At 48.1% G+C, this 22,753-nt stretch carries 20 protein-coding genes and 1 pseudogene; 17 read left to right on the forward strand and 4 right to left on the reverse strand.

The genetic code is table 11. The features are described from left to right. Positions 1-17: 17 nt before the first annotated feature. The 3 genes from AC3ITG_RS02660 to AC3ITG_RS02670 all read left to right on the forward strand — a co-directional run bounded on the left by AC3ITG_RS02660 (position 18) and on the right by AC3ITG_RS02670 (position 3,358). Entirely contained in the window at positions 18-614 is a 597-nt protein-coding gene (locus AC3ITG_RS02660) for an RNA polymerase sigma factor (protein WP_413374893.1), read from the forward strand. Continuing rightward, entirely contained in the window at positions 611-1,591 is a 981-nt protein-coding gene (locus AC3ITG_RS02665; RefSeq protein WP_489252711.1) for an anti-sigma factor domain-containing protein, read from the forward strand. Before AC3ITG_RS02660 ends, AC3ITG_RS02665 begins: the two co-directional genes overlap by 4 nt. 243 nt (positions 1,592-1,834) lie before the next feature. Beyond that, entirely contained in the window at positions 1,835-3,358 is a 1,524-nt protein-coding gene (locus AC3ITG_RS02670; protein WP_489252712.1) for an HD-GYP domain-containing protein, read from the forward strand. Here AC3ITG_RS02670 and AC3ITG_RS02675 read toward each other — a convergent pair. After that, positions 3,351-4,004, reverse strand: a complete 654-nt coding sequence (locus AC3ITG_RS02675) for a phosphatase PAP2 family protein (protein ID WP_413374899.1) — start codon at positions 4,002-4,004, stop codon at positions 3,351-3,353. The genes AC3ITG_RS02670 and AC3ITG_RS02675 overlap by 8 nt on opposite strands. Positions 4,005-4,236: 232 nt before the next feature. Here AC3ITG_RS02675 and AC3ITG_RS02680 point away from each other — a divergent pair, with 232 nt between their 5' ends. The 4 genes from AC3ITG_RS02680 to AC3ITG_RS02695 all read left to right on the forward strand — a co-directional run bounded on the left by AC3ITG_RS02680 (position 4,237) and on the right by AC3ITG_RS02695 (position 8,241). Beyond that, positions 4,237-5,652 carry a sensor histidine kinase gene (locus AC3ITG_RS02680; RefSeq protein ID WP_489252713.1) on the forward strand — a complete coding sequence of 472 codons (1,416 nt, stop codon included), beginning with the start codon at positions 4,237-4,239 and terminating at the stop codon, positions 5,650-5,652. A gap of 208 nt (positions 5,653-5,860) precedes the next feature. After that, positions 5,861-7,018, forward strand: a complete 1,158-nt coding sequence (locus AC3ITG_RS02685) for an MFS transporter (protein ID WP_489254398.1) — start codon at positions 5,861-5,863, stop codon at positions 7,016-7,018. 20 nt (positions 7,019-7,038) lie between these two features. Beyond that, complete coding sequence (locus AC3ITG_RS02690; protein WP_489252714.1) at positions 7,039-7,719, forward strand: oxidoreductase; 681 nt, start codon at positions 7,039-7,041, stop codon at positions 7,717-7,719. A gap of 147 nt (positions 7,720-7,866) precedes the next feature. Beyond that, the gene (locus AC3ITG_RS02695) at positions 7,867-8,241 is read left to right on the forward strand and encodes a RidA family protein (protein ID WP_076290583.1); all 375 of its coding nucleotides are present in this window, start codon (positions 7,867-7,869) and stop codon (positions 8,239-8,241) included. Positions 8,242-8,341: 100 nt separating this feature from the next. On the opposite strand, the gene AC3ITG_RS02700 is transcribed toward AC3ITG_RS02695, so the two are convergent. Continuing rightward, complete coding sequence (locus tag AC3ITG_RS02700; protein WP_489252715.1) at positions 8,342-9,100, reverse strand: tryptophan-rich sensory protein; 759 nt, start codon at positions 9,098-9,100, stop codon at positions 8,342-8,344. A 666-nt stretch (positions 9,101-9,766) separates the two neighbouring features. On the opposite strand from AC3ITG_RS02700, the gene AC3ITG_RS02705 reads away from it, so the two are divergent. Next, positions 9,767-10,762, forward strand: coding sequence for an arsenic resistance protein (locus tag AC3ITG_RS02705; RefSeq protein WP_489252716.1), 996 nt, complete (start codon positions 9,767-9,769; stop codon positions 10,760-10,762). Between the two features lie 165 nt (positions 10,763-10,927). Here the strand turns inward: AC3ITG_RS02705 and AC3ITG_RS02710 are convergent, their stop codons facing one another. Beyond that, positions 10,928-12,559 (reverse strand): response regulator transcription factor, encoded by a 1,632-nt coding sequence (locus AC3ITG_RS02710; RefSeq protein ID WP_489252717.1) that lies wholly within the window; start codon positions 12,557-12,559, stop codon positions 10,928-10,930. 5 nt (positions 12,560-12,564) lie between these two features. Beyond that, positions 12,565-14,391: a histidine kinase gene (locus tag AC3ITG_RS02715; protein ID WP_489252718.1), complete on the reverse strand. Its 1,827-nt coding sequence runs from the start codon at positions 14,389-14,391 to the stop codon at positions 12,565-12,567. A 143-nt stretch (positions 14,392-14,534) separates the two neighbouring features. Between AC3ITG_RS02715 and AC3ITG_RS02720 the strand changes: the two genes are divergently transcribed. The 9 genes and pseudogenes from AC3ITG_RS02720 (at position 14,535) to AC3ITG_RS02760 (ending at position 22,746) form a co-directional block, all read left to right on the forward strand. Continuing rightward, positions 14,535-15,416: a carbohydrate ABC transporter permease gene (locus AC3ITG_RS02720; protein WP_489252719.1), complete on the forward strand. Its 882-nt coding sequence runs from the start codon at positions 14,535-14,537 to the stop codon at positions 15,414-15,416. Continuing rightward, positions 15,417-16,253 (forward strand): carbohydrate ABC transporter permease, encoded by an 837-nt coding sequence (locus AC3ITG_RS02725; RefSeq protein WP_379445105.1) that lies wholly within the window; start codon positions 15,417-15,419, stop codon positions 16,251-16,253. Positions 16,254-16,374: 121 nt separating this feature from the next. Next, positions 16,375-17,673 carry an ABC transporter substrate-binding protein gene (locus tag AC3ITG_RS02730; RefSeq protein WP_489252720.1) on the forward strand — a complete coding sequence of 433 codons (1,299 nt, stop codon included), beginning with the start codon at positions 16,375-16,377 and terminating at the stop codon, positions 17,671-17,673. 406 nt (positions 17,674-18,079) lie between these two features. Further along, the gene (locus tag AC3ITG_RS02735) at positions 18,080-18,700 is read left to right on the forward strand and encodes a TetR/AcrR family transcriptional regulator (protein WP_489252721.1); all 621 of its coding nucleotides are present in this window, start codon (positions 18,080-18,082) and stop codon (positions 18,698-18,700) included. A 78-nt stretch (positions 18,701-18,778) separates the two neighbouring features. Continuing rightward, positions 18,779-19,078 carry an SDR family oxidoreductase gene (locus AC3ITG_RS02740; RefSeq protein WP_489252722.1) on the forward strand — a complete coding sequence of 100 codons (300 nt, stop codon included), beginning with the start codon at positions 18,779-18,781 and terminating at the stop codon, positions 19,076-19,078. Positions 19,079-19,088: 10 nt separating this feature from the next. Next, positions 19,089-19,334 (forward strand): annotated as a pseudogene (locus AC3ITG_RS02745) (SDR family oxidoreductase); the annotation flags it as partial. After that, complete coding sequence (locus AC3ITG_RS02750; RefSeq protein ID WP_489252723.1) at positions 19,335-20,786, forward strand: alpha/beta fold hydrolase; 1,452 nt, start codon at positions 19,335-19,337, stop codon at positions 20,784-20,786. It begins immediately after the preceding pseudogene. Between the two features lie 240 nt (positions 20,787-21,026). Beyond that, a complete protein-coding gene (locus tag AC3ITG_RS02755; protein WP_413374919.1) occupies positions 21,027-21,977 on the forward strand; it encodes a DUF1177 domain-containing protein in 951 nt (316 codons plus the stop codon). Between the two features lie 97 nt (positions 21,978-22,074). Beyond that, positions 22,075-22,746, forward strand: a complete 672-nt coding sequence (locus tag AC3ITG_RS02760) for an AroM family protein (protein ID WP_413374921.1) — start codon at positions 22,075-22,077, stop codon at positions 22,744-22,746. Positions 22,747-22,753 lie beyond the last annotated feature (7 nt).

Below are 22,753 nucleotides of genomic sequence, written 5' to 3' on the forward strand. Positions count from 1 at the left end.
CGGAAAGGGGCCCTCGCATGACTGAATCAATAGAGGACAGCAGGTTAATGCGGCAGATTGCAGAGCGAGATGCTTCCGCACTGGAGCTTTTATATGACCGCTACGAGCGGGCGGTGTATTCTTTTGCTTATCGGATCGTTGGTGATCCAATGACAGCAGAAGAGACTGTCCAGGAATTATTCCTGCGGGTCTGGAACAATGCTGAACGATATGAGGCCTCACAGGGGAAGCTGACCACGTGGATGTTCGCCATTACGCGCAACATTGCAGTGGACATGCTGAGGCGAAAATCCAAAAGCGCAGCTACGACCTCAATGGAAAACGAAACACTGGCGGCATATGCCGATGAACATACAAATACAGAAGAAGAAATAGAGCGCAAATGGGAAGGTGTCCGAATTAAGGAGGCCTTGTCCCAGTTGAATGGTGACCAGCAACAGGTCATTGAATCGATCTATTATGCAGGCTTAACGCAACAGGAGGTATCCAGCAGATTCGGGATTCCGCTGGGTACGGTAAAGAGCCGTGTCAGGCTTGCGATGCGACAGCTTCAGAAGCTGCTCGCCGATGCTGAAATGCATCCGGATGCGGGAAGGGAGGGCATACATCCATGATAGAACGACATGAGGAATGGTCTGATCTGGCACCGGTGTATGTGCTGGGAGGACTTGAAGCGGCGGAAGTGGCAGCATTTGAAGCGCATTTAGCCAATTGCGAGTCTTGTCGCCAGGAGGTGAGGGAATTGCAGGAAGTAACAGGCTTCCTGCCACTCGCGGCGGAACCTGTTGCACCGCCGCCTGGCATGCGAGCACGTGTGCTGGGCAACGTGCTCGGACACGCGCAGGAGAGCGCCGGAACGAAGCCGGCGGCTGCTCCTGCGGAGCCTGAAGCACCCGTGGTGCTTCAGGAGGATCTTGCGCCGCAGCATCAAGCGGCGCAGCCCGGGCAAGGCTTGCCGCCGGAGACGGCGGTGCCTGCAGCCCGGGTGGAGGAGGCTGCGCAGGCACAGCCGTGGCAGCCTCAAGGACGCGCGCGTGCGCGCAGCAGCCGCGCCTGGCGCATAGCGAGCGCAGCCCTCGCGGCAGCGGCGCTCGTGCTTGGCATCTATGCCGGGCAGCTGCAAGGCCAGGTCGATTCGCTGAAGCAGCAAGCTGAGGGCTCATCGACGGTGCAAGAGCAGCTTGCTCAGACGCAGGCACAGAATGCTCAGCTGCAAGAGCAGCTTGCTTCATCCCTGCAGCCTGCACAGGGAATGCAGACAGGCGAAGCCGTCAAGCTTAGTCCTGCGACACAGGACATTGTGGCCCAAGGCCTAGCTACCATCGTCATTGACAGCAAAGGAACTCACCTAGTTGTACAGGCGGAGAACTTGCCTACGCTGGAAGGGAATGAGGCGTTCCAGGTTTGGCTGATCAAGGGCGATACACCTCAGAATGCGGGGACCTTCCTAAGTCATAATGGAACGGGAGCGGTATACTATACGTTAGACTCTGCCAACGACTACGACACGGTCGCGATCACACTTGAACCGGATGCGATGGGTGATGAGCCGCGTGGTACAATGATTCTGGCTGCCAAAATTAAAGGATAAGAAATGTCTTGCTATATCAGGCTGTTTCCTACGGGGAGCAGTCTTTTTTGTATGGTTGTACGCGTACATATAAGTTAGATGAACGATTCATAGTTAATTCCAGGATGGAGGTTTCCCATCCGTGAAATGAATTAATTTTTTCAGTCCGAGTAACCGATAACAAATAGGAGGCTGTACCCTTAATCTCCCTCTGTCATCATCAATGGGGAGAACTGGTTTACAGCTAGAGAGTGAGGGGTTAGGGTGGAAGTATACCGTTCATTTATCTTTCGTCTGATGCGAAATTATCTTATCGGTTCAATGGGAGCTGTTTTTGTGGTAGGTACAGTAGTTATGGTGTCTACCTTACAAATACCGAATATTCAATTTGTACGACTCATTATCATTGTGTTGATTTCACTATTGTTCATGCTTGTTGCTGAACTGATTACGTTATGGGCACAACTTGGCCCCATCCGGCAGTTCTTTGCCGCCGAGCATCATGAAAAGGCCGAATTGACAAAGATGTATGAGAGCATTCACCGTTTTCCGGGACAAACGATCTATCGTATTTTGGGTCCGCATATGCTTGGATTTTCCCTGCCTGCTGCCGGATTGACGATATGGATGATTTCTACAGGATGGCTGGAATTTCCGTATGGATATGTCGCAGTTGCAGCGGCGTGTGCCTTATTGATCGCCGTGATGCATGCCCTGATTGAATATTTTTTGACGGTTCGGACCGTGAGACCGTTGCTGCTGGAAGTTCGCCGCAGAGGCAAAGAACAGCATGGTATGGAACCATCTCTCGGAGGACGTGTCCTGGTGTCCATTCAGCGTAAATTTCAGTTGAGTACGGCGCTGATCGGTTTATTTCCATTATTTCTGTTCTTCCTGGCTACATCGATCCGTCTTCAGTATATGGATAGCGAGTTTGCGAAAGAGTATATTCTGTGGGCAGTTCTTATCGTTGTGCTGGGCGGGGGCTTCGCCCTTGTGGGAAGCTGGCTGCTGATTCGGGATGTTCGCGGTCCGGTTGCGGAGCTGACTGAGGAGATGAACCGAATTCAAGAGGGAGACCTTGGCAGAAGAACCCCTGATCTGTACGCGGATGAATTTTCTGCGCTCATCTCCGGATTCAATATGATGATCAACCGGCTTGAGATGAGACAGGAACGCAATCGGCAGTTGCTGCAAAGTTATTTTTCCACCCTGGCGGCTGCATTGGACGCACGGGACAAATATACGGCCGGTCATTCCATGCGGGTGGCAGAGTATTCAATTATGATCGGCAAGCTGAGTGGCATGAATGAAGAACAAGCAGATCTGTTATACAAATCAGCGCTGCTACATGATATTGGGAAAATCGGCATACCCGACGAAGTGTTATTGAAAGATGGAAAACTCACCGATGAGGAATTCGACATCATTCGCACACATCCCGTTCTTGGAGAGAGCATTTTGCTACAGATTGAACCGATTGATGCCATGGCAGACTTCCTGCCAGGTGTAAGGTCTCATCATGAAAGATATGATGGCAAAGGATATCCTGATGGCATAGCAGGCCAAGAGATTCCGCTGTTTGGCCGTATCATTGCCGTGGCTGATGCCTTTGATGCCATGACGTCTGATCGTCCATACCGGAATGGGATGAGCCATGAGAAAGCGCTATCTATTTTGGAAGAAGGAAAAGGGACCCAGTGGGATCCCTATTTTGCAAGCTTGTTTATTGATGAGTGGAGACGGCAACAGCATCTCCAGAAATCGTCGGAGCGAGGGGTCAGCTGATTCCCTCTGTCCACTTCGATTCTTTTCTGCGACGACGGTGCAGTGAGAGCCCAGTGATAATTGTGAAAACGCATTCACCGAGTACGACCGCACCCAGGGCGTCATAGATTACATGTTGTTTGATCATTAAGGTGGATAATATAATCAGTGCTGCCCCGGCAGCAACAAACACCTTAACCTGTTTGCGAATGCTCTGAACGGAGAGAACAGCACGCATAACCAGATAAGAATGAAGGGCATGAATACTTGGAAAACAATTATATGGGCGGTCCTGGCCGTAGAGCCATCCAAGAAGAGAAGCACCGAGACCTGTACCTGTTAACTCGGGACGCGGCACCATGGTCTGAAAATTAAAATAGATCAGGTAACAGATCCAGACACAGATGTTCATGGATAACAGGACGCGATAATAAGTGAGCCGATCCTTGGCGCATAAATAAGCCAACACACCGAAGACAAACGGATACCAACCCAGATAGGGTATGGACATGGATGGTACATAAGGGATGATCCGGTCCAACGGGGAATCAAGCACAGAGAAACCGCGTTCCGGACTATTCAGAATATCATAGAACATCCCCATGACAGCCAAGGAAAGCATCAAGCTTAACGACAGCCAGTAGGATTTGCTTTTTAACACGTGCACAACACCGTTTCTCCTTTCATCCAAGTTCGCAAGGAACTGGATCACAGCAATTAAAATCGAACAACAATATATTCTACTACGTTCAGCGCACAAATTGAATCCTGATTTGTGTATTTTTGTGCATTTTTTTGACGACGAAGAAATGTCGAAGATTGAACGGGCATGATATGATAGAGATGCATACGGACTAAAGGTTTTCTGTCAATGAATACACGACAACAGGAGTGAGTGAATGCAATTTTCAAAAATGTTCGTATTAAATATGGGGATGCTCATTACCATTGCTTACCTTGCTAGTGTGTTCTATAAATACATCGTAATACGAGCTTCATCACGAGTAAAACAGATCTGTTCATTGTTTGTACTTATTTTTGCAGGCTGGTTCAGCACGGTATTTGGATTCCAGCTTAATGATGAAGTTGTCTTCGATCTTCGTTTTGTTCCTTTAATTGTTGCCGTTTTGACGTATAGACAACCTTATAGCGTTATTATCGTGGGGGTTGGAATTGGACTGACCAGGTTAACTTTCGGTATCCATGAGGCTACGGTGGCTGCACTAATTAATATGTCGATCCTGGGCGTGGTGTGTGCAGGGTTGAATATATGGATGAGACGCAGTGACTACAGGCTAATTGTTAAAGGTATCATCGTCATATTGATTGTAAATGTGGTCAATAGTTTAAACATTGCTATTTTTGGTGTTATCCCGGCTACATATTTTTTCTCGCATATTATGCCGTATACCCTTCCTGTTGGTATTGTACTTAGTCTTATTTTTGCTTTTATTTTACGAGATTTCCAGAATGAACAAAATCGGATTTTGCTCATCCAGAGTACCAATCGTTTATTGTCTGTGCAAAAAGAAGAATTGCAGAAGGCTCAGATTGTGCTGGAGGATCGTGCCAAGCAGCTGATGATTGCTTCACAGTACAAATCGGAATTTCTAGCGAATATGTCGCATGAACTGCGAACACCGCTGAACAGTGTCATTAACTTTGCCCAGATGATCAGCGAGAACGGAGATACGATGGAGCAGGAGGATATCGTACATTTTGCCACAATGATTGAGCATTCTGGTCAGGAGTTGCTAACGTTAATCAATGACATTCTCGATCTGTCCAAAGTGGAAGCGGGCAGACTGGATATCGTCTTGGAGGATATCAGTGTTGCACAACTCACGGAAGATGCCATGACTCATTTCCAGCTGGTTGCCGAGAAAAAGGGAGTAGAACTGAAGCTGGACAAGAAGCCAGGGCTACCAGAGACCCTATGGTCTGATCCCCAACGAGTCCAACAGATTTTGCGGAATCTCATGTCCAATGCCATCAAGTTTACGCATCAGGGGAAGGTTACACTGACCGTGAGCACCAAACAAATGAAGAAGTCAGGCATTCTAAGTCAATGGATTGTTTTCTCGGTACAAGATACGGGAATTGGCATTGCTGAAGATAAACATCAATCCATTTTTGAAGCATTTCAACAGGCTGACGGGTCTATTAGCCGCAAATTTGGGGGAACAGGACTCGGCCTGTCAATCAGTCGGGATTTGGCAAGATTACTGGACGGATCGATCGAACTTAAAAGCGCTGAGGGCAAGGGAAGTACCTTCTATCTCTATCTCCCGTTGAACCGTGAAAAAATGAGTTGACAACCATCACGCTGTGAGTAGAATTTGGGGTGACAACTAGCATCGACCGGCACTTGAAACCCGGTCTAAGGAGTGTATCCCCATACAGAAGACGGTCAACGTTAACCCTCCTCCGTTTGCAGGCAAAACACGGCGCAAGGGTTCGACACAACGCACGAATTTATCCATTGCAACATGGGAGGGTGTACCGGCAATTATTTTGCAGACGTTGCTGGGAGGCCCATTTTTAACCGGATTTCTGCTGTACCTCGGGGCCGGGTCAAGACATATTGGCTTTGTGCTCGCCATTACGACGTTTGTCAATATCGCCCAGATTGGAGCGGCTTACTGGATGCAGCGCATTCGCAGCCGCAAACGCATGCTTGTATTGTTTGTGGGGATACATCGCATCCTGTGGAGTTCGACGGGACTGATACCGTTCCTGTTTCCCAAGGAGTGGTGGGTAGGCATTTATATTGGTGTGTATACGGTTGCATTCATAGCCAATACGATTGGTGGTATGATCTGGACATCTTTAATTGGAGATATCGTGCCTGCCAAGGTGAGAGGGCGTTATTTCGGAATTCGTAATACGATTCTGAACGCACTTGGAAGCGTATGCTTATTTGCTGGAGGCATCGTTTTGGATCGTTTCCCCGGGGAGATGGGTTTCTTAATTCTGTTTATTCCTGTGTGGATCTGCGCCATAGCTAATACGGTAATTTATTGCTTTTATCCAGATGTGCCGTTTGAACGTTCAACTGAAAAGGTTTTTTGGGGGATGTTCAAGAAGCCGTTTCAGGATCCTTCCTTTCTGAGGGCTGCACTGTTCCTCGCGGCCTGGTTACTGATCCAGACGTTGATCGTTCCGCTATTTTCCTACGTGATGCTTGACCTGCTTAACATTAATTATCAGACGGTATCCATAATTACCGTGGTGCAGACGCTCGTTATGATGGCCGGATTCTATATCTGGGGCAATCTGAACGCGAGATTCAGCAACAAAACCTTATTATTTTGGACATTACCGATCATCGCACTCTCCTGTCTGTCATGGGGATTGATGTCGTTTATGCCTGTTTTGATAGCGCTTTTTTTATCCCATATTTTTCTCGGTATTGGTGTGGGTGGATTCAACCAGCTTGCTTTTAACTTCACAATCGGAGATACACCAAAAAGCGAAAGACCGATGTTTGTCGCCGTGTATTCGGCTCTGACCGGAGTGACCTCGTTTCTTGGACCGCTGATTGGTGGCTGGTTGTATGAGAGAATGGAAACCTGGCCGGACGCGATGAATTGGGTTTCCGCCTATGGCTTCCAAGTGGGTGTTGGTGCAGCGATGCTGGTTCTTACGTTTACGCTTGGACGTCGTGTGCTTCTGAAATAGAGATATGTGGAGGGATGTACTTGGAGAATCACGAACGGCAAGCCCTAGTGATTGGAGCCACCGGGCTTGTGGGTGAACTGCTGGTAAGGAGCTTGCTTCAGAATCCGGCTTATGGCCGGATTCGTATATTGGTTAGACGACCGCTCGAATTGGAACATGCAAAGCTGGAGCAGCATGTCGTGGACTGGGAACAACTTGAAGAGCAAACAGATCTGTTTCGCGATGTTGATGACTTATATTGTTGTTTGGGTACAACAATTAAAAAAGCTGGCAGTCAGGAAAATTTCCGCCAAGTGGACCTTCACTACCCCGTAAAAGCCGCCATACTTGCCAAGGAGCATGGTGTATCCCAGATGCTCGTCATTTCTTCCATGGGAGCCGATGCCGGGTCACGTGTATTTTATAGTCGGACCAAGGGAGAGATGGAAGAGGCGTTATCGGCTATCGGTTTCCGTTCACTGCATATATTCCGTCCGTCGTTAATCCTTGGAGATCGCAAAGAAAAACGGTTGGGTGAGCAATTGGCAGCTCATGTCATGACGTTTCTGGATCGCTGGATGAAAGGCAGAGTGGATAAATACCGGGCAATCCAGGCTTCAACCATAGCTCGGGCCATGATGAACATTGCACTTGTTCAAACCAAGGGAAATCACGTGTATTCCAATGACGTTATTCATGTGTTGGGATTGGATGAGTCCTGAGATATCCATGGTTTGCCCATATCGGAATGAGAGCTAAGGATAGACGTTTCTTGCCTGGGCGGGATCGTGGTATAATAAGCTTCAAAAATGAGTTCGAGGCTTGTCTCCTCGCGGCGGCAGGACAGCGAACATGAAGGAGAACTCATCATGAAAAAACCAATCTCTACCGATCAGGCGCCAGGCGCCATTGGTCCATACAGCCAAGCTGTTGAAGCAGGCGATTTCATCTATACTTCCGGTCAGCTTGGCCTAAACCCGCAAACAGGAGAGTTCGGAGCTGATGTACAGGAGCAGACTCGTTTGTCCCTGAGCAATGTAAAGGCCATTCTTGAAGCAGCAGGCACGAGTATGGACAAAATCGTGAAAACGACTGTTTTCCTGAAAGACATGAATGATTTTGTTCCGGTGAATGAAGTGTATAGCACGTTCTTCGAACAGCCTTATCCAGCACGCAGCGCGGTTGAAGTCGCTCGTCTGCCGAAGGATGCACTTGTGGAGATCGAGGTCATTGCCCTCAAATAGGGGAGACTGATATTTGCCAAGCAAGGAAAGTTACATAAAAAGCCGATTTCTGGTCAGATGACCTAAATCGGCTTTTTGAATTTATATGAACAGTGCCGGGTTAATCCCGATCCTGATTACGGGCGAAGAACAGCCATACCGCATAAATGGCTAGCACGATCGCAATGATAATTGCCGTATAATATACGGAGGTAACGTCTTTTTGTTTGAGTGCGATGGCAATGTATGCCCATGTAAAGACAAGTGGGTATACACTATCCCGATAAGGGAAGCTCACCAGTATAGCCAGCACCAGGCCTACAATTAACATGATGATGGTCCAGGTAGGTTCACTGAGTCCAAAGCCATCCCATCCGATTTTATATAATAATACAGCCGCATTGATTATGGTTGCTACGCTAACCCATCCAAGATATATGCTGAACGGCAGCTTCACAAGCCAGATTTCGGCAGTTGTGGGAAGGGTGATTGCACGCGTTTTTACATATAACATGATCAGGGACAACAGAAGCAGAACGATGACGACTAAGGCGAGACCGATTTTGAGATTTTGAAAAGCAAAGATCCACGCTACATTAAAGGCACAGCTTGCTAGAAACCAGTAACCGAGGCGGGTAATGGAGTCCCTTTTCCACGAAGATGGAACGAATTGATAAATAACAAAGCCAGCGAGCAGCAGATAGATCAGTCCCCATATGGAGAAAGCATAACCTGAAGGGGTGAGCAATACAGGGTACATATCCGATACTTCCTTGTTGGTCCTGCCTCCGATAGGCAGCGCGTTGGAAAGGTAGTTTACTACGGTAACAGCGATGAATCCAATCGCGTTTAACCACTTGTACGGATTGTTACGTGACATTGTGTTTCCTCCTTGGTTTTACAAAAATGAATGAACCACGGGTCAGTATACAATGAATATACCCAGTTCTTTCGCATTCTAATAAGAAGCCGCAAAAAAATTCACAGGATCGTTGTCTGCTATCCTGCGGTTTGCCGCTCTCTTATTCGCTGTGCTACGTCTCAATGTACGCTGATTGAAGCAGAAATATGTTTAATGCCATGGACTTACTTCTTATTAATTCGGGTGGTAAGTTTATCTATATTCGTTCACAACGTTCTGCTATACTCAAATTTAGGACAAATGTAATCGGTGGGAAGACACGGCGAAGCTGCTCCGAAAGGAGGTGGAGCCGTGTCCCTTGATTTGATCGTGAAGATTCTGGACGCTTTATTAAAGATCGTCAGTATTTGTACTGGCCTGAGAACTTTATTCAGCGTTAAGAAGACACGTAAGAACAAGAAAAACCACCGACGATAGGTTGGCCCCTTAATTCGGTGGTTTTTCATGCATTTGAAATTCGCGCCGTGGTCACCCATCGGTCTTTTGTCTGGATATCCGCAATGTTAGCGCATTGCGGATATTTTCATATTACCCAGAACTGCTTTCTAATATGACAATAACATATACTTCAATTCACTACAACTCACTACAAACGTACAATTATCATTTTGATATTGTGATAAAATGCTAATTCTCAGAGGGAGAGGAAGAAGGTTGTTTACGAGAGAAACGATGGAGAAGCAACAAACGTGGTTTTATGTCGTTGCCCTGTTCGTGGGAGCAGCGATCGGGCTGGGCACCCCTGAATGGGGGTCAGCGCTGCATTATACGGTTTCACCTGTGCTTGCCATTTTGTTATATAGCATGTTTGCACAGATTCCTTTTTTACAGCTAAAAGAATCCTTGTCCAACCTGCGATTTATTGGAGCTTTGCTGGTTGCTAATTTTATCGTTGTACCTGTGGTCGTATGGTTGTTAACCCTGGCGTTTCCGCAACCTCCTGCCGTGCTCATCGGCGTTTATCTGGTACTGCTAACCCCCTGCATTGATTACGTCATTGTTTTTACACAGCTGGGTCGGGGCAATGAGAAACTGATGCTGGCTGCAACTCCAATCCTGTTTGTTATACAAATGGTCTTATTACCGGTATATTTGTGGCTGTTCATAGGGAAGGTAGCGGCACAGGTCATGCAGGTGGGGCCTTTCGTGGAGGCTTTTCTGTTCCTGATCGTTATTCCGTTGCTGTTGGCTATTCTTACGCAAGTTGTGACCAAAGGCAAAGCCGGAGGAGAACGGGTGATGAATGCAACCGCCTGGCTGCCTGTACCCATGATGGCTTTGGCCTTGATTGTGGTTGTCGCATCGCAAATCGGGAAGGTCTACAATGATTTTGCTGTGATTGTGGATGTTCTGCCCATCTATATTATTTTTCTAATTGTTATGCCCTTCATATCACGAATCTTAGTGGCTCTATTCCGATTGGACACTGGCGCAGGCAGGGCCGTTATTTTCAGTGCAGGGACCCGAAATTCACTTGTCGTTCTGCCATTGGCACTTGCATTGCCGCAAGAGTGGGCCACAATTGCTGCCGCAGTGATTGTAACCCAGACGATCGTCGAGCTGGCGGGAGAGTTAATCTATATTCGTATTGTTCCTTCCGTCATACTGCGGGATCGCTGATTCCTTTAGAAAAGAAGATCAGGGTGTATCCATTAAGATGCATCCATATATGTAAAAAGGAAAGGGGCAATTCCCAGAGTCATGAACATGACGGGATGCCCCTTTTATCGTTTAACGAATCGAGCACGTTCTAGTAGACGAATTTCCACAGATCCGGCGGCTCAATTAAGCATTTCCGTCAGATAACGTTTTGCGGTACTCCCCCGGTGTGATGCCCTCCATTTTTTTGAACACTTTACTGAAATACTTCTCGTCCTGATAGCCGACCATTTCCGAGATTTTTGCAATTCGTAGTGAAGGGTTCTGTAACAGCAGCTTGGCGTTATTGATTCGCAGTTTGCCCAAATACTCCGACCAGTTCAATCCGAACTGCTGTTTGAATTTGCGAGATATATATTCGCGACTCAGGTAGAACCGTGCAGCAATCTGCTGTAGAGACAGGTCTTCTTGATAATGAGCATCCATATAACGTGCAATCTCACTCATTGGGTCCGGTGTTGCATGATGATGTGCGGTGAGGGCCTTTCCGGCTGCGAGCAGCCGCTGTTCCAGCAGGGAGCGGAGCAAGGGCAGCGATAACAGTCCGTCACAATCCAAAGGTAATTCGGCGAATGGAATGGATTGTTCCTCTATCGCTTCATCTTCCTCCTTCGGTGGGGCGCCGGCGGCATCGTCGAGCCAACGACCAATCATCCATTCCATTTCATCCATCCATTGCTGTATCTGCTCCGCTGTTACGACATCGAGCCGGGTAATGGGATCAATCCATTCTGCAACGGCATTGGACACGCTGGAAGCGCGCCCGCTCATAGACGCGAGTCGTAAGGACTCCTCAAAGGTAGATAACCGCAGCCCCTTGTTTCCGTTGGAGGACTCCATTGCATCGTGAATACACTGCTTCGTTTGCAAGGCATTACGTCGCCACAACCGCAAACTAGCTTCCTGATATGCTCCCGAGGTTCCGGTAGGATAAAACTCACAGCTGGATATACCAAAATGAAGACGGCGTTGGATGGTCTGCTCCAGACCATCGTTCACTTTTTCCAGAATGGTTTGGAGTGTCGAGCACTGACCCCAGTACAGGAGAACGACTTCATCCGGTTGATCAAGCTGGCGGAACACGACACCTTCGGCAGGTGGGGATAACATTTCCGCACAGATATTCAACACGGAGAATACGAGAAGGTCAGGCTGACTGCGATATTTTGCCAAACATTGCGCATCCAGATGCGAAAGGCTGGTGACTGCCACACTGCAACTGTCGATCTGCTTGGGCAGATTTAATTCATCCCGCAGCCGCTGGAATTGGGTATTGTTACTTCCGCGTCCAACGACAAGCTCTGTGAGCAGTCTGTCATGATAATGCGGACGCATCTGATTCACCACCATGGATTGTCTCGTGGACTGCACACGAACAGCATCGTCTTCTTTCCAGGCGTCGACTGCTCTAAATAAGGATGAATTCAGTTCGTCTGCTTCAACTGGTTTGAGCAGGTAGTCCGTACCTCCATAGCGAATCGCATGTCTGACCAGTTCAAAATCATCATATCCGCTGATTACCAGTACCTTGCTATGCGGGGCATGAACAGATATCCATTCAAGCAGAGCCATACCATCCTTGCCAGGCATTCGCATATCGCTGAGTACAATTTGCGGTTGATGAGCCGTAATGGCAGCGACCGCTTCGTGACCATCTGCCGCTTCATACAAAGTATCGATTCCTGCGGCTTCCCATTGACCAAGCAGCTTAATCGCATCGCGGACGTGTTTTTCATCATCGACAATCAAGGCTTTCATGTTGTTCACTCTCCCGCGTATATTTTGACTATGATCTGCACGCCATTCGGTTCCAGATTACCGATCGTAAGCGTCGCATTGTATCCCGGAGGTGAGTTCAGTTGGAGCCTGCGCATCACGTTACGCAATCCAATCGACTCGGTCTCGTCCGGTTCCTGAGAGGAATCGGAAGATATGGATGCCGGACTTAACCAACGCTGAATTTCGGACAACTTTTCTTCTGGAATGCACGGTCCGTTATTTTCCAGCCGAATCTGAATCCAATCGTCAGGCGTTCGATGACTGGATATGCGTATCCTGCCTTTGCCAGGCTGAACATCGGCCCCATGCTTGAAGTAATTCTCAATTAAAGGCTGCAAGGTCATTCTCGGCATTTCGGCGCGCAAGGTATCTTCCGCAAAATCCAGATCAACCTCTAAGCGGTCACCGAACCGCTCTTTTTGCAGTTCCAGATACAGCCGTGCATGCTCGGCTTCTTCGTGCAAAGTGACCCGGGTCTGGTCACGCATACTGTAGCGCAGCATTTTGGATAGGGAAGAGAGCAGCACATACACCCGTTGTCCTTGCTGTTGAAGCGCCAGTGTACCAATAGATTGCAATGTATTATACAGAAAATGTGGATGAATCTGGGCTTGCAGCGCTTTAAGCTGATTCGTTTTATTCGCAATTTCAAGGCGATATTCCCGCAAAATCAAATTGTTCACCGTATCCATCATATCCCGGAAATGACGGGCCAGCACACCGATCTCATCCCGACTCGTTAATCGGATATCCACATGCAGGCGTCCCGCCTGAATCTGGTTCATATAACGCATTAATTGCTTGAGCGGTCCGGTGATCCGGATCGAGATGAACAGGGTTGCCACAATGACTAATAACAGCGCAGCAATAGCGATCATGGCATTATTCCATGTTAAAGAGGTGGCACTCGCGTACAGCGTTTCATTCGGAATCTGTTTAACAATGGTCCAGTCTGCAAATTGGCTGCCTAATTGCTGGTACACATACATCGAATGATCTTGTTCGAAATGCCCTGAAGCGGTCTGTACTGTCCCTGCACCGGAACGTGCTGAATTCAGCTCAGTCGCTGCTTCCTGTCTTAATGCATCCGTTCCGCTGACTTCCGACTTTCCTTCGAAAATGATCTGGTTGTGATTGTCGATGACATAGATCTGTTCCTTTGCCGGATCATACAGTCTGCTGCATATTTCGGCAATGGTATCCATATTCAAATCAATGGCGAGCACGCCCAATCGTTCTGTCGAAGGTACATCCTTGATCACACGGTGAAGGGTAATCACTGTTCTTGGAGGATCATCCGCTGACGCTGCCTTAAAGCCGTAGGAATGGCTAAGGTGCGCCGATTCGACCCAGATATCCGGGCTTTTAGCGTTCGATTTTCCATGAAGCGAGTCGGAGTAGGCCTGTTTGCGCTCTTCCCGCTTCGGGAAAGGGTTCGCAATTAATGTCGATTGATTGGCAGCAAAGGAGTGCAGATACAGCTGGAATACATCGGGCACAGCCGAGCGTATCGTCTGCAGGGTGGTGTATACCTCAGCAACTGCGCGATAGTCGCCGGGGATTTTCGCCAGATTCCGCAGGAAATTCGGATCATTGTACACAGCAAGCGAAGCTCTTGCCACGTTATCCACGTAATTGTTGAGATTGGTAGACGCCTGAAAGATCAGGCGTTTATTCTCTGCGACGGCCTGTTCGCGCAGGGCGGTCTTCGTCTGGATAAACGTCATGCTGATGGATGCCAGTAGCGGAATCGTTGTGGCAATAAGCATAAAAGCGATTAGCTTGGTGCGAATACTGTAGTATTTTGACATCGTGACACCCCTTCTGGTCGCAGGTTAAGAAAGGACAATATTTTACACCCAACTGTTCACCAGGGTCGGTGTTTCCCAGTGCGAGATTGGGGTTTAATAGAACAAGAGACCAATTTCATCCATCTATAGAAGGGGAGAACGATATGAAGCATCGCAAATCTTCACAGCTGTTACAGCAGCTTGTGTTCGTGGGTCCCTCCATCGTCTTTTTTATTCTCATTATCGTGGTCCCTTTCCTGCTTGGCATGGTGTATTCCTTTAGCGACTGGAACGGGGTGTCGGCGAACATTCATTGGGTAGGGTTCGACAATTTCAAGCAAATTTTTGCGAATGATCCCAAGTTTCTATCTGCGTTTTGGTTTACGGTGCGCTTCACCGTGGTTGGTGTAATTTTGACCAATGTTATCGGTTTTTTCCTGGCGTATTTCCTGACCAAACCGCTCAAGACGAGAAATTTTCTGCGCACGATCTTTTTTATGCCTAACGTGATCGGTGGATTGTTGCTCGGCTTTATCTGGCAGTTCATATTTGTGAAAGGGTTTTCAGCAGTAGGCGACGTAACCGGATGGTCCTTCTTCAACCTCCCTTGGTTGGGAGACGAGCCGACCGCCTTCTGGGGTATCGTCATTGTATTTGTCTGGCAGACCGCAGGATATCTGATGGTTATCTACATCTCATCCTTGACCAACGTATCACCCGATCTGCTGGAAGCTGCCGAAATTGATGGTGCCAGCCGCTGGCAGGTACTGCGCAGCATTATTTTCCCGCTCATTATGCCGGGAGTCACAATCTGTCTGTTCCTTGCAATCTCCTGGTCATTCAAAATGTTCGATCTCAATCTGTCCCTGACCAAAGGCGGACCGTTTGGATCAACAGAATCAGTAGCTCTGAATATTTACAATGAAGCTTTTGTGAATAATCGGTACGGCATCGGTACAGCCAAAGCACTTGTGTTCTTCGTAATCGTTGCCATTATCACCATGATTCAGGTGCGTGTGACGAAGAGCAAGGAGGTGGAGGCATAGATGGAAACGTCAAAAAATTACCGCTTCAGTACCATTGTAACCGAGATTGTTATGGTGCTCATTGGATTATTGTTCCTGGTTCCGTTTTACTTCCTGTTTGTCAATTCAGTCAAAACATTCGGTGACCTGCTTACCAATTCGGCCGCATGGCCGGAGGTGTTCCAATGGGGCAACTATGCGAACGCCTGGGATAAAATTAAATTCCCGTCAGCGCTGATGAACTCGCTCATCGTCACCGTGGTCAGCAATCTGCTGCTCGTGTTGATCAGCTCCATGGCCGCCTACCGAATGGTACGCAGCGATACCCGCTTCAACCGGATTTTGTTCGGCATGTTTATTGCCGCTATGGTGATTCCGTTTCAGTCTATCATGATTCCACTCGTTACCGTAACCAGTAATCTTGGACTGATCGACAGTCTCTTTGGACTCATCATCTGTTATCTTGGTTTTGGCGCACCGATGTCCATCTTCCTGTTCCACGGATTCGTCAAATCGGTTCCGCTCGAAATTGAAGAGGCAGCTCGGGTGGATGGAAGCTCCGCCTACGGCGTGTTCTTCCGGATTGTATTCCCGCTCATGAAGCCGATGTATGTTACCGTCATCATCCTGAATACACTCTGGATCTGGAATGACTATCTGTTGCCATCCCTGATTCTGCAAAGCTCCAATTTGCGTACAATTCCGATTGCGACCTTTGCGCTCTTCGGACAATATACGAAGCAATGGGATCTTGCCCTGCCTGCACTGGTGCTTGGCATCATGCCCATTATCATCTTCTTCCTGCTGATGCAGAAATACATCATTCAGGGGATTACCGCTGGATCAGTTAAAGGGTAAGTTCGAGGGGTGGTGCGGTTCCGGGATCATGTGCGCTTTCGGTCGCTGTTGCTCCTCGGTGGCCTGAATGATGAATGCAAGGAAGCTGTTATACTGAAACTACTATAGGGAGAGTGTATGTATGAAAAGAATGACCAAGTTGACGTTGCTTATGCTAATTGCTTTTTCCGTAATGCTTGCGGGTTGTGGCAACGGAGATAAGAGTGGAAGTCCTGTCAAAACAGACGCCCAAGAGGGCGGGGGTGCCGCTGCCGGAGACAAAACCATTAAAATCTTTCAATTCAAAGTCGAAATTGCGGAAGCGCTTAACCGTCTCAAAGCGGAATATGAGTCTTCCCATCCAGGCATCAAGTTGGACATTCAGACCGTTGGTGGCGGTAGTGACTACGGCGCTGCATTGAAAGCCAAGTTCGCTGCTGGCGAACAACCGGATATATTCAACGTTGGTGGTTATCGTGAACTGGATACATGGCTCGAATACCTGGAAGATCTGTCAGGTGAAGCATGGGTAAAAGATGTGCTTGATGTTGCCAAAGAGCCGATGACCAAAGACGGCAAACTGTATGGACAGCCGCTGGCACTGGAAGGCTATGGCTTCATTTATAACAAAGACCTCTTCCAAAAAGCAGGCATCACTGAAATTCCAACCACACTGGAACAATTGGATCAGGCTGCACAGAAGCTTCAAGCCGCAGGAATTACCCCGTTCTCCAATGGATATCAGGAATGGTGGGTACTCGGCAATCATAACGTAAACGTGGCATTTGCGAATCAGGCAGATCCGGTGAAATTTATTCAAGGTCTTAACGAAAGTACGGAGAAAATCCCTGGCAATCAGGTGTTCACGGACTGGATGAACTTGCTCGACTTGACGCTGAAATACAGCAACAAAAACCCGCTCACAACCGACTACAACACACAGGTAACCCTGTTTGCCACTGGAGAAGCAGCGATGATGCAGCAAGGGAACTGGACGCAGGTACAAATTGATGGCATCGATCCTAATCTGAATCTCGGCATTCTGCCGATGCCAATTACGAATGAACCGAACGACAAATTGTTTGTTGGCGTACCGAACTACTGGGTTGTGAACAAGAATTCGCAAGTGAAACCGGAAGCGAAAGAGTTTCTGGAATGGCTCGTGACATCCGACATCGGGAAACAGTATATGACCAAAGAATTCAAGTTTATCCCGGCGTTCAGTTCCATTCAGGCATCCGAAGAGGATCTGGGTGACCTCGCAACCGATATTATGAAGTACAGCCAAGAGAACAAAACATTAAGCTGGAACTTCAACCGTTTCCCTGAGGGTGTTCCACAAGAATTCGGTAGCACGATTCAGGCATATGTGGCAGGTAAATCGGACAAAAAAGCCCTGCTTGACGCCTTGCAGCAAAACTGGGATAGCCTGAAAAAATAACCAACTCGGATTAGCTATCCGTAAGTAAAATAGTGCTGTCCCAACCTTGAATGGTTATCCACATACTAGTATCCACAGGCTAATGGAGCCATTCGCACATGATTTGGATGAGTAGTCAATTCAAATAGGCCAACCAGAATACAATTCTGGTTGGCCTATTTTTTAGTTTTGGGACTCCGCTATCGCAGATCGGATGAATAGCATGCGAACCTGCTCTTGAAATGTGGATAACCCCATCATATTTAGATGCCCAATGACATATTTAACACAGAGTTAATACTATATGTGGATATCCTGTGTGTACAACGTTCTAAATGTGGACAAGTCCAAGGAATTTTGGGCAAAGAGCACCTTTTGTTAACAAGAGAACTTGTGTTTGTTTAATTAGTACTTTATAGTTCTATATATGACAAATCAAAAATCGATCTCGGGTTCTGTGAAATCCAAAAGTTCCAATCCGGTTAATCGGACCAAGGCAGTCGAAGTGGCTGCTCAGTTATTTTTGCGTCAGGGTTACAGCTATGTCAGCATGGATGAGGTCGTGCGGGCAAGCGGGGTATCCAAATCGAATATCTATTACCATTTCAAAAACAAGGAGGAATTGCTCCAGGCCGTAGTGCAATACTGGATTGCCCAGTATGAATCGGAGCTCTACCTACTGCTCAGTCAGCGTGAACGAGAGGTCACAGAACGGATCTATTCGTTCATGGCGTTACTGTCCGCAGGCATGGAAGGGCGCGATTATAAAGGAAGTTGTCCGTTTATTACATTGTATATGCAGACACCAGCCAGCGCACCCGAAGTGAAAGAAAGCATAGCCCGTTTCTTCCGTGAGCTGCAGCCGATGATGGAAAAGCTGTTGCAGCAAGGGGTGGATCGTGGCGAATTTCGTAGAGGGATTGAGCCGGGACCCGCGGCTGCATTATTTATCGCTGCATTCGAGGGTTCACTTGTACTCGCGGAGACTGCGCGTGATATAGGGATTATTGAACAATCAGCACGTACATTTTGTCAGATGCTTCGGTAAACGAAGCTCTTTTTTTGAATATAACTAGTACTATATAGTACTAAAATAAATGGCGCTAAAAAGGGAGAGAGATTAGAAATGAGTGTACATACTTCATCATTATTAAACGCAGAACTTAAGATTGACCCCAATCCAGCTAAGAACAACATGGCGACTGAATCAACCACTATTTTGATGACGGGCAGTACAGGATTTATAGGCAAGGAGGCAGTAAAACAACTTGGGGACAGTGAGGCGCAGTTATTACTGCTTGTACGCTCTGAATCCAAAGCGAGGATGGTTCTGAATGCATACGGAGTAACGGATTTCAGCCGAATAACCTGTATTCAGGGGGATCTGTCAGCTCCTGGCCTCGGTCTAACCAAAGCTAAATCGTGAACGTGCTCTTCAGGCCAATATCATAATTCATGCAGGTGGAACGATGGATGTCACATTGCAACCGAAGGTGGCAGAACAGATCTTTATGAATGGAGCAAGAGGCATTGCCGAACTGGCCGAAGAAATCCGACGAACACACGGGTTGAGGCATCTTATCCACGTAGTTGGTTTTATGAGTCCGTACGGAAGGGAAGATTCTCCCTCCGTATCTTCAACCAATGAAGATGTTGGGGATAAGTCGAGCAGGCAAAAGTGATTGATTAGCAAAGTGTTCCATTCGGAAAGTGCTTATGAACATATGAAATTCGAAGCGGACCGATATATTCGACAGCACGCTGAACAGCACTCGTATGTCTTATCTGTTGTAAACCCGAGTACAATCGTGGGTCCATATCCCACAGGTGCGACCGAACAAACGGGCGGAATTGGCATGATGATACAGGCGATGAGAAGGCGCAGAATGCCGGTGATTCCTGGTGGTCGACAGCACTGGCTGCCCCTCGTATCCAATGATGTGGTTGCCAAGACCCTCGTTTTTCTGACTCAGGACAGCAATCCGTCTGGCGGCACATATCCCTTGTTGTCCAGAAAAGCGGACAGTCCGGATATGAAGGAACTGATTCTGTTGCTGGCCGCAGAGTTGGATGTATCAGCACCCCGATGGTCAGTGCCTCTGCCCATGATCCATGCAGCCATGAAGGCTGGTGGCACAAAGATCAGCGGAATACCGCCCGAATCAATCGCGTTTATTACCAAACAGGAGTTTGAAGTGCAGCAAACGGAGCGGTTATTTCACCGAATGGGACAAAAGTTGCCTGAAGTTAGCGAGCTATTGCCTTACGTGACAGCCGATTTGGATTATCGTTTCAGCTATCCTTCACAGGAGGATTTGCCTCAAGGTTGGACTCGGACACGTAAGGGCACTCTTGCGGTGCTGGTCCATGAGGGTCAGGGGGAGCCATGGGTGATTGCTCATGGTTTGATGAGCAGTGCTGACGATATGATCCCGCTGGGAGATGCGTTATGGAGTATGACGGGAAACCCGATATGGCTTGTGGATCTTGCCGGATTTGGGCGTTCTCCGGTTCATCGGAACAAGGCAAGAGGGGAGGCCTTCAAAGGGCAGGTCGAGGCGGTACGCAGTGTACTGGATGAGGTACAAGGTCCGGTCAAACTGGTAGGACATTCCGTTGGGGCAGCAATAGCCGCGGTGGTCATACAGGAGAGTGGACGTGAAAATATCCAGCTTGCCATGCTGCAACCCGTATGGAGAGCTTCGACGGACGGAATGCAGCGCCTGATATCAAGGTTCCCGAGAAGAATGCTGCAAGGACTGTTATCTTGGATGACTCCACAGCAAGTGGCTGGACAGTTAAAAAGAGCAGATGCTTCGGATATCAATCCAACCCTGCTTGAAGGCTATACAAGAAGAGCCTCTTCTGGTTTGAAGTCTCCCCGCATCGCAGGAGCGAATGCTGATTTGCTCCACTGGATACAGTCTCATTCAAACGATAAAGTGTCGCAGACAAGTGCAGATGCGCAGCGCACACTCATGGTTTGGGGGACAAACGATAAGGGATACTCGCGCCCCGAAAATATCCATTCATCCGTTCAACATGTGGAACTTCCCTATGGGCACCATTTCCCCCTATTTCAGGCGGAGGAAACAGCCTCACTGCTTGTGAAATGGCAAATGAAGAGAAGGTAAGCGAAGAAACGAAGTGTGCATTCCCAAAATTACAGAATACTAAGGTCGCTCGATAATAAAATGTTAAATTATATTACACATGCAGTTAGATAAACTGAATGAAAGCGTTATTTTCACTGCCATTTATACTTGTCGCACAATAAAACGATGCTCATTTTGGCAAGGCAATACATTGTGACCCTCTTCTGAACTGCGATAGACTTGATTTCAAGATCAACAGCTAAGAGGAGGATGTGTACGATGCCACTTCAAAAAACGTTATTGGCACTGGACGCGCTGGACAGCGCTTATGTAAATGGTGAAAGTGTAAAGCAACTATTTGTTCAATATCCACAGGTTTCCGTTGAAGTGCTGACCGTACAAGGGGAAAAGGGAAGTACGGATTTTGTTAAAATCATCATCCCTGGTACGGACGGCAAGTTGTCGGGAGGACAGGCCCCGACCATGGGGATTGTCGGACGATTGGGTGGAATTGGTGCCCGTCCAACACGCATCGGACTCGTCTCGGATGCCGACGGCGCCGTAGCTGCTGTCGCAGCAGGACTGAAACTCGCCGATATGCAGACCAAGGGTGATTCGCTCAAAGGTGATGTCATTGTGACTACGCATATCTGTCCGGATGCCCCGACTCTTCCGCATGAACCGGTTGATTTTATGGACTCGCCGGTCGACATTTTGCAGATGAACGAACATGAGGTTCTGCCTGAGATGGAAGCTATCTTGTCCATCGATACAACCAAAGGAAATCGGGTGATTAACCATAAAGGCATCGCCATTTCGCCAACGGTGAAAGAGGGATATATTTTACGGGTGAGCGATGATTTGCTCCGAATCATGGAGATGACCACAGGGCAGCTGCCTGTGACTTTCCCGATTACGACGCAGGATATTACGCCGTATGGCAATGACTTATACCATATCAATTCCATTCTACAGCCAGCTGTGGCTACACATGCACCTGTTGTAGGCGTAGCTGTAACTGCTCAATCCGCAGTTCCGGGATGCGGCACAGGAGCGAGCCATGAGGTTGATATTGCAAGCGCAGTTCGTTTGGTCGTGGAGACAGCCAAGGAATTCACGAATGGCACTTGTTCTTTCTACAATGTGGAGGAATATAACCTGATTACTCGTCTGTATGGATCAATGAAGGTGCTTCAGACCCCGGGGATGCAGGCAACTCCTTCTGCATAGTTTTATTCGAGAAGGTCACGGTTGAAACGGCAGGTGGAAACACTGCTGTGGACATACGTGGCATCTACAGTCGATCTGATATGTAGGAGGCTATAAGATGATCAAGCAGCTTGGCATGATTACGATTGGACAAGCTCCGCGAACCGATGTTGCGCCTGTCATAGAAAGGTACCTGGAGGGGCGGGCGGAACTCATTCAAGTCGGGGTGCTGGACGGACTTTCAGCAACTCAGATCGCTGCGCTGGCCCCGGAACCAGGTGAATATGTGTTGACTTCCCGTCTGCAGGATGGCAGTGCGGCTATCGTATCCCGTGAAAAAATCAGACCGATGCTGAATCAAAAGATTCGTGAACTCGAAGCCATGGGTGTCCCTAATATTCTGCTGCTGTGCACAGGTTCATTTCCGGGTCTGCGTTCAGCCAAGGTGCACCTCATTGAGCCTGATCGCATTATTCCTCCAGCCGTACAGGCGATGGCCGATGGCCGCCGTCTGGGGCTTATCGGACCATTGCCAGAGCAAGCGGGACAGCTTGATTTGAAGTTTTCCTCCCTGGTTCAGCCCGCGTTTGCCGCTGCTTCTCCCTATACATCCGGCGAGGCTGAGTTCCGGCAGGCGACGGAATCATTAAAGGGGCGTGTTGAACTCATTTTACTGGATTGCATGGGGTATGATGAGCGCCACCGTCAATGGGTTGCCAATGCCAGCGCAGGAATCCCTGTCATTTTGTCGAATGCTCTAATGGGTAAGCTAGTAGCGGAAATGGTCTGACACAGGA

It is taken from the genome of Paenibacillus sp. GL_099_B, assembly GCF_057835695.1.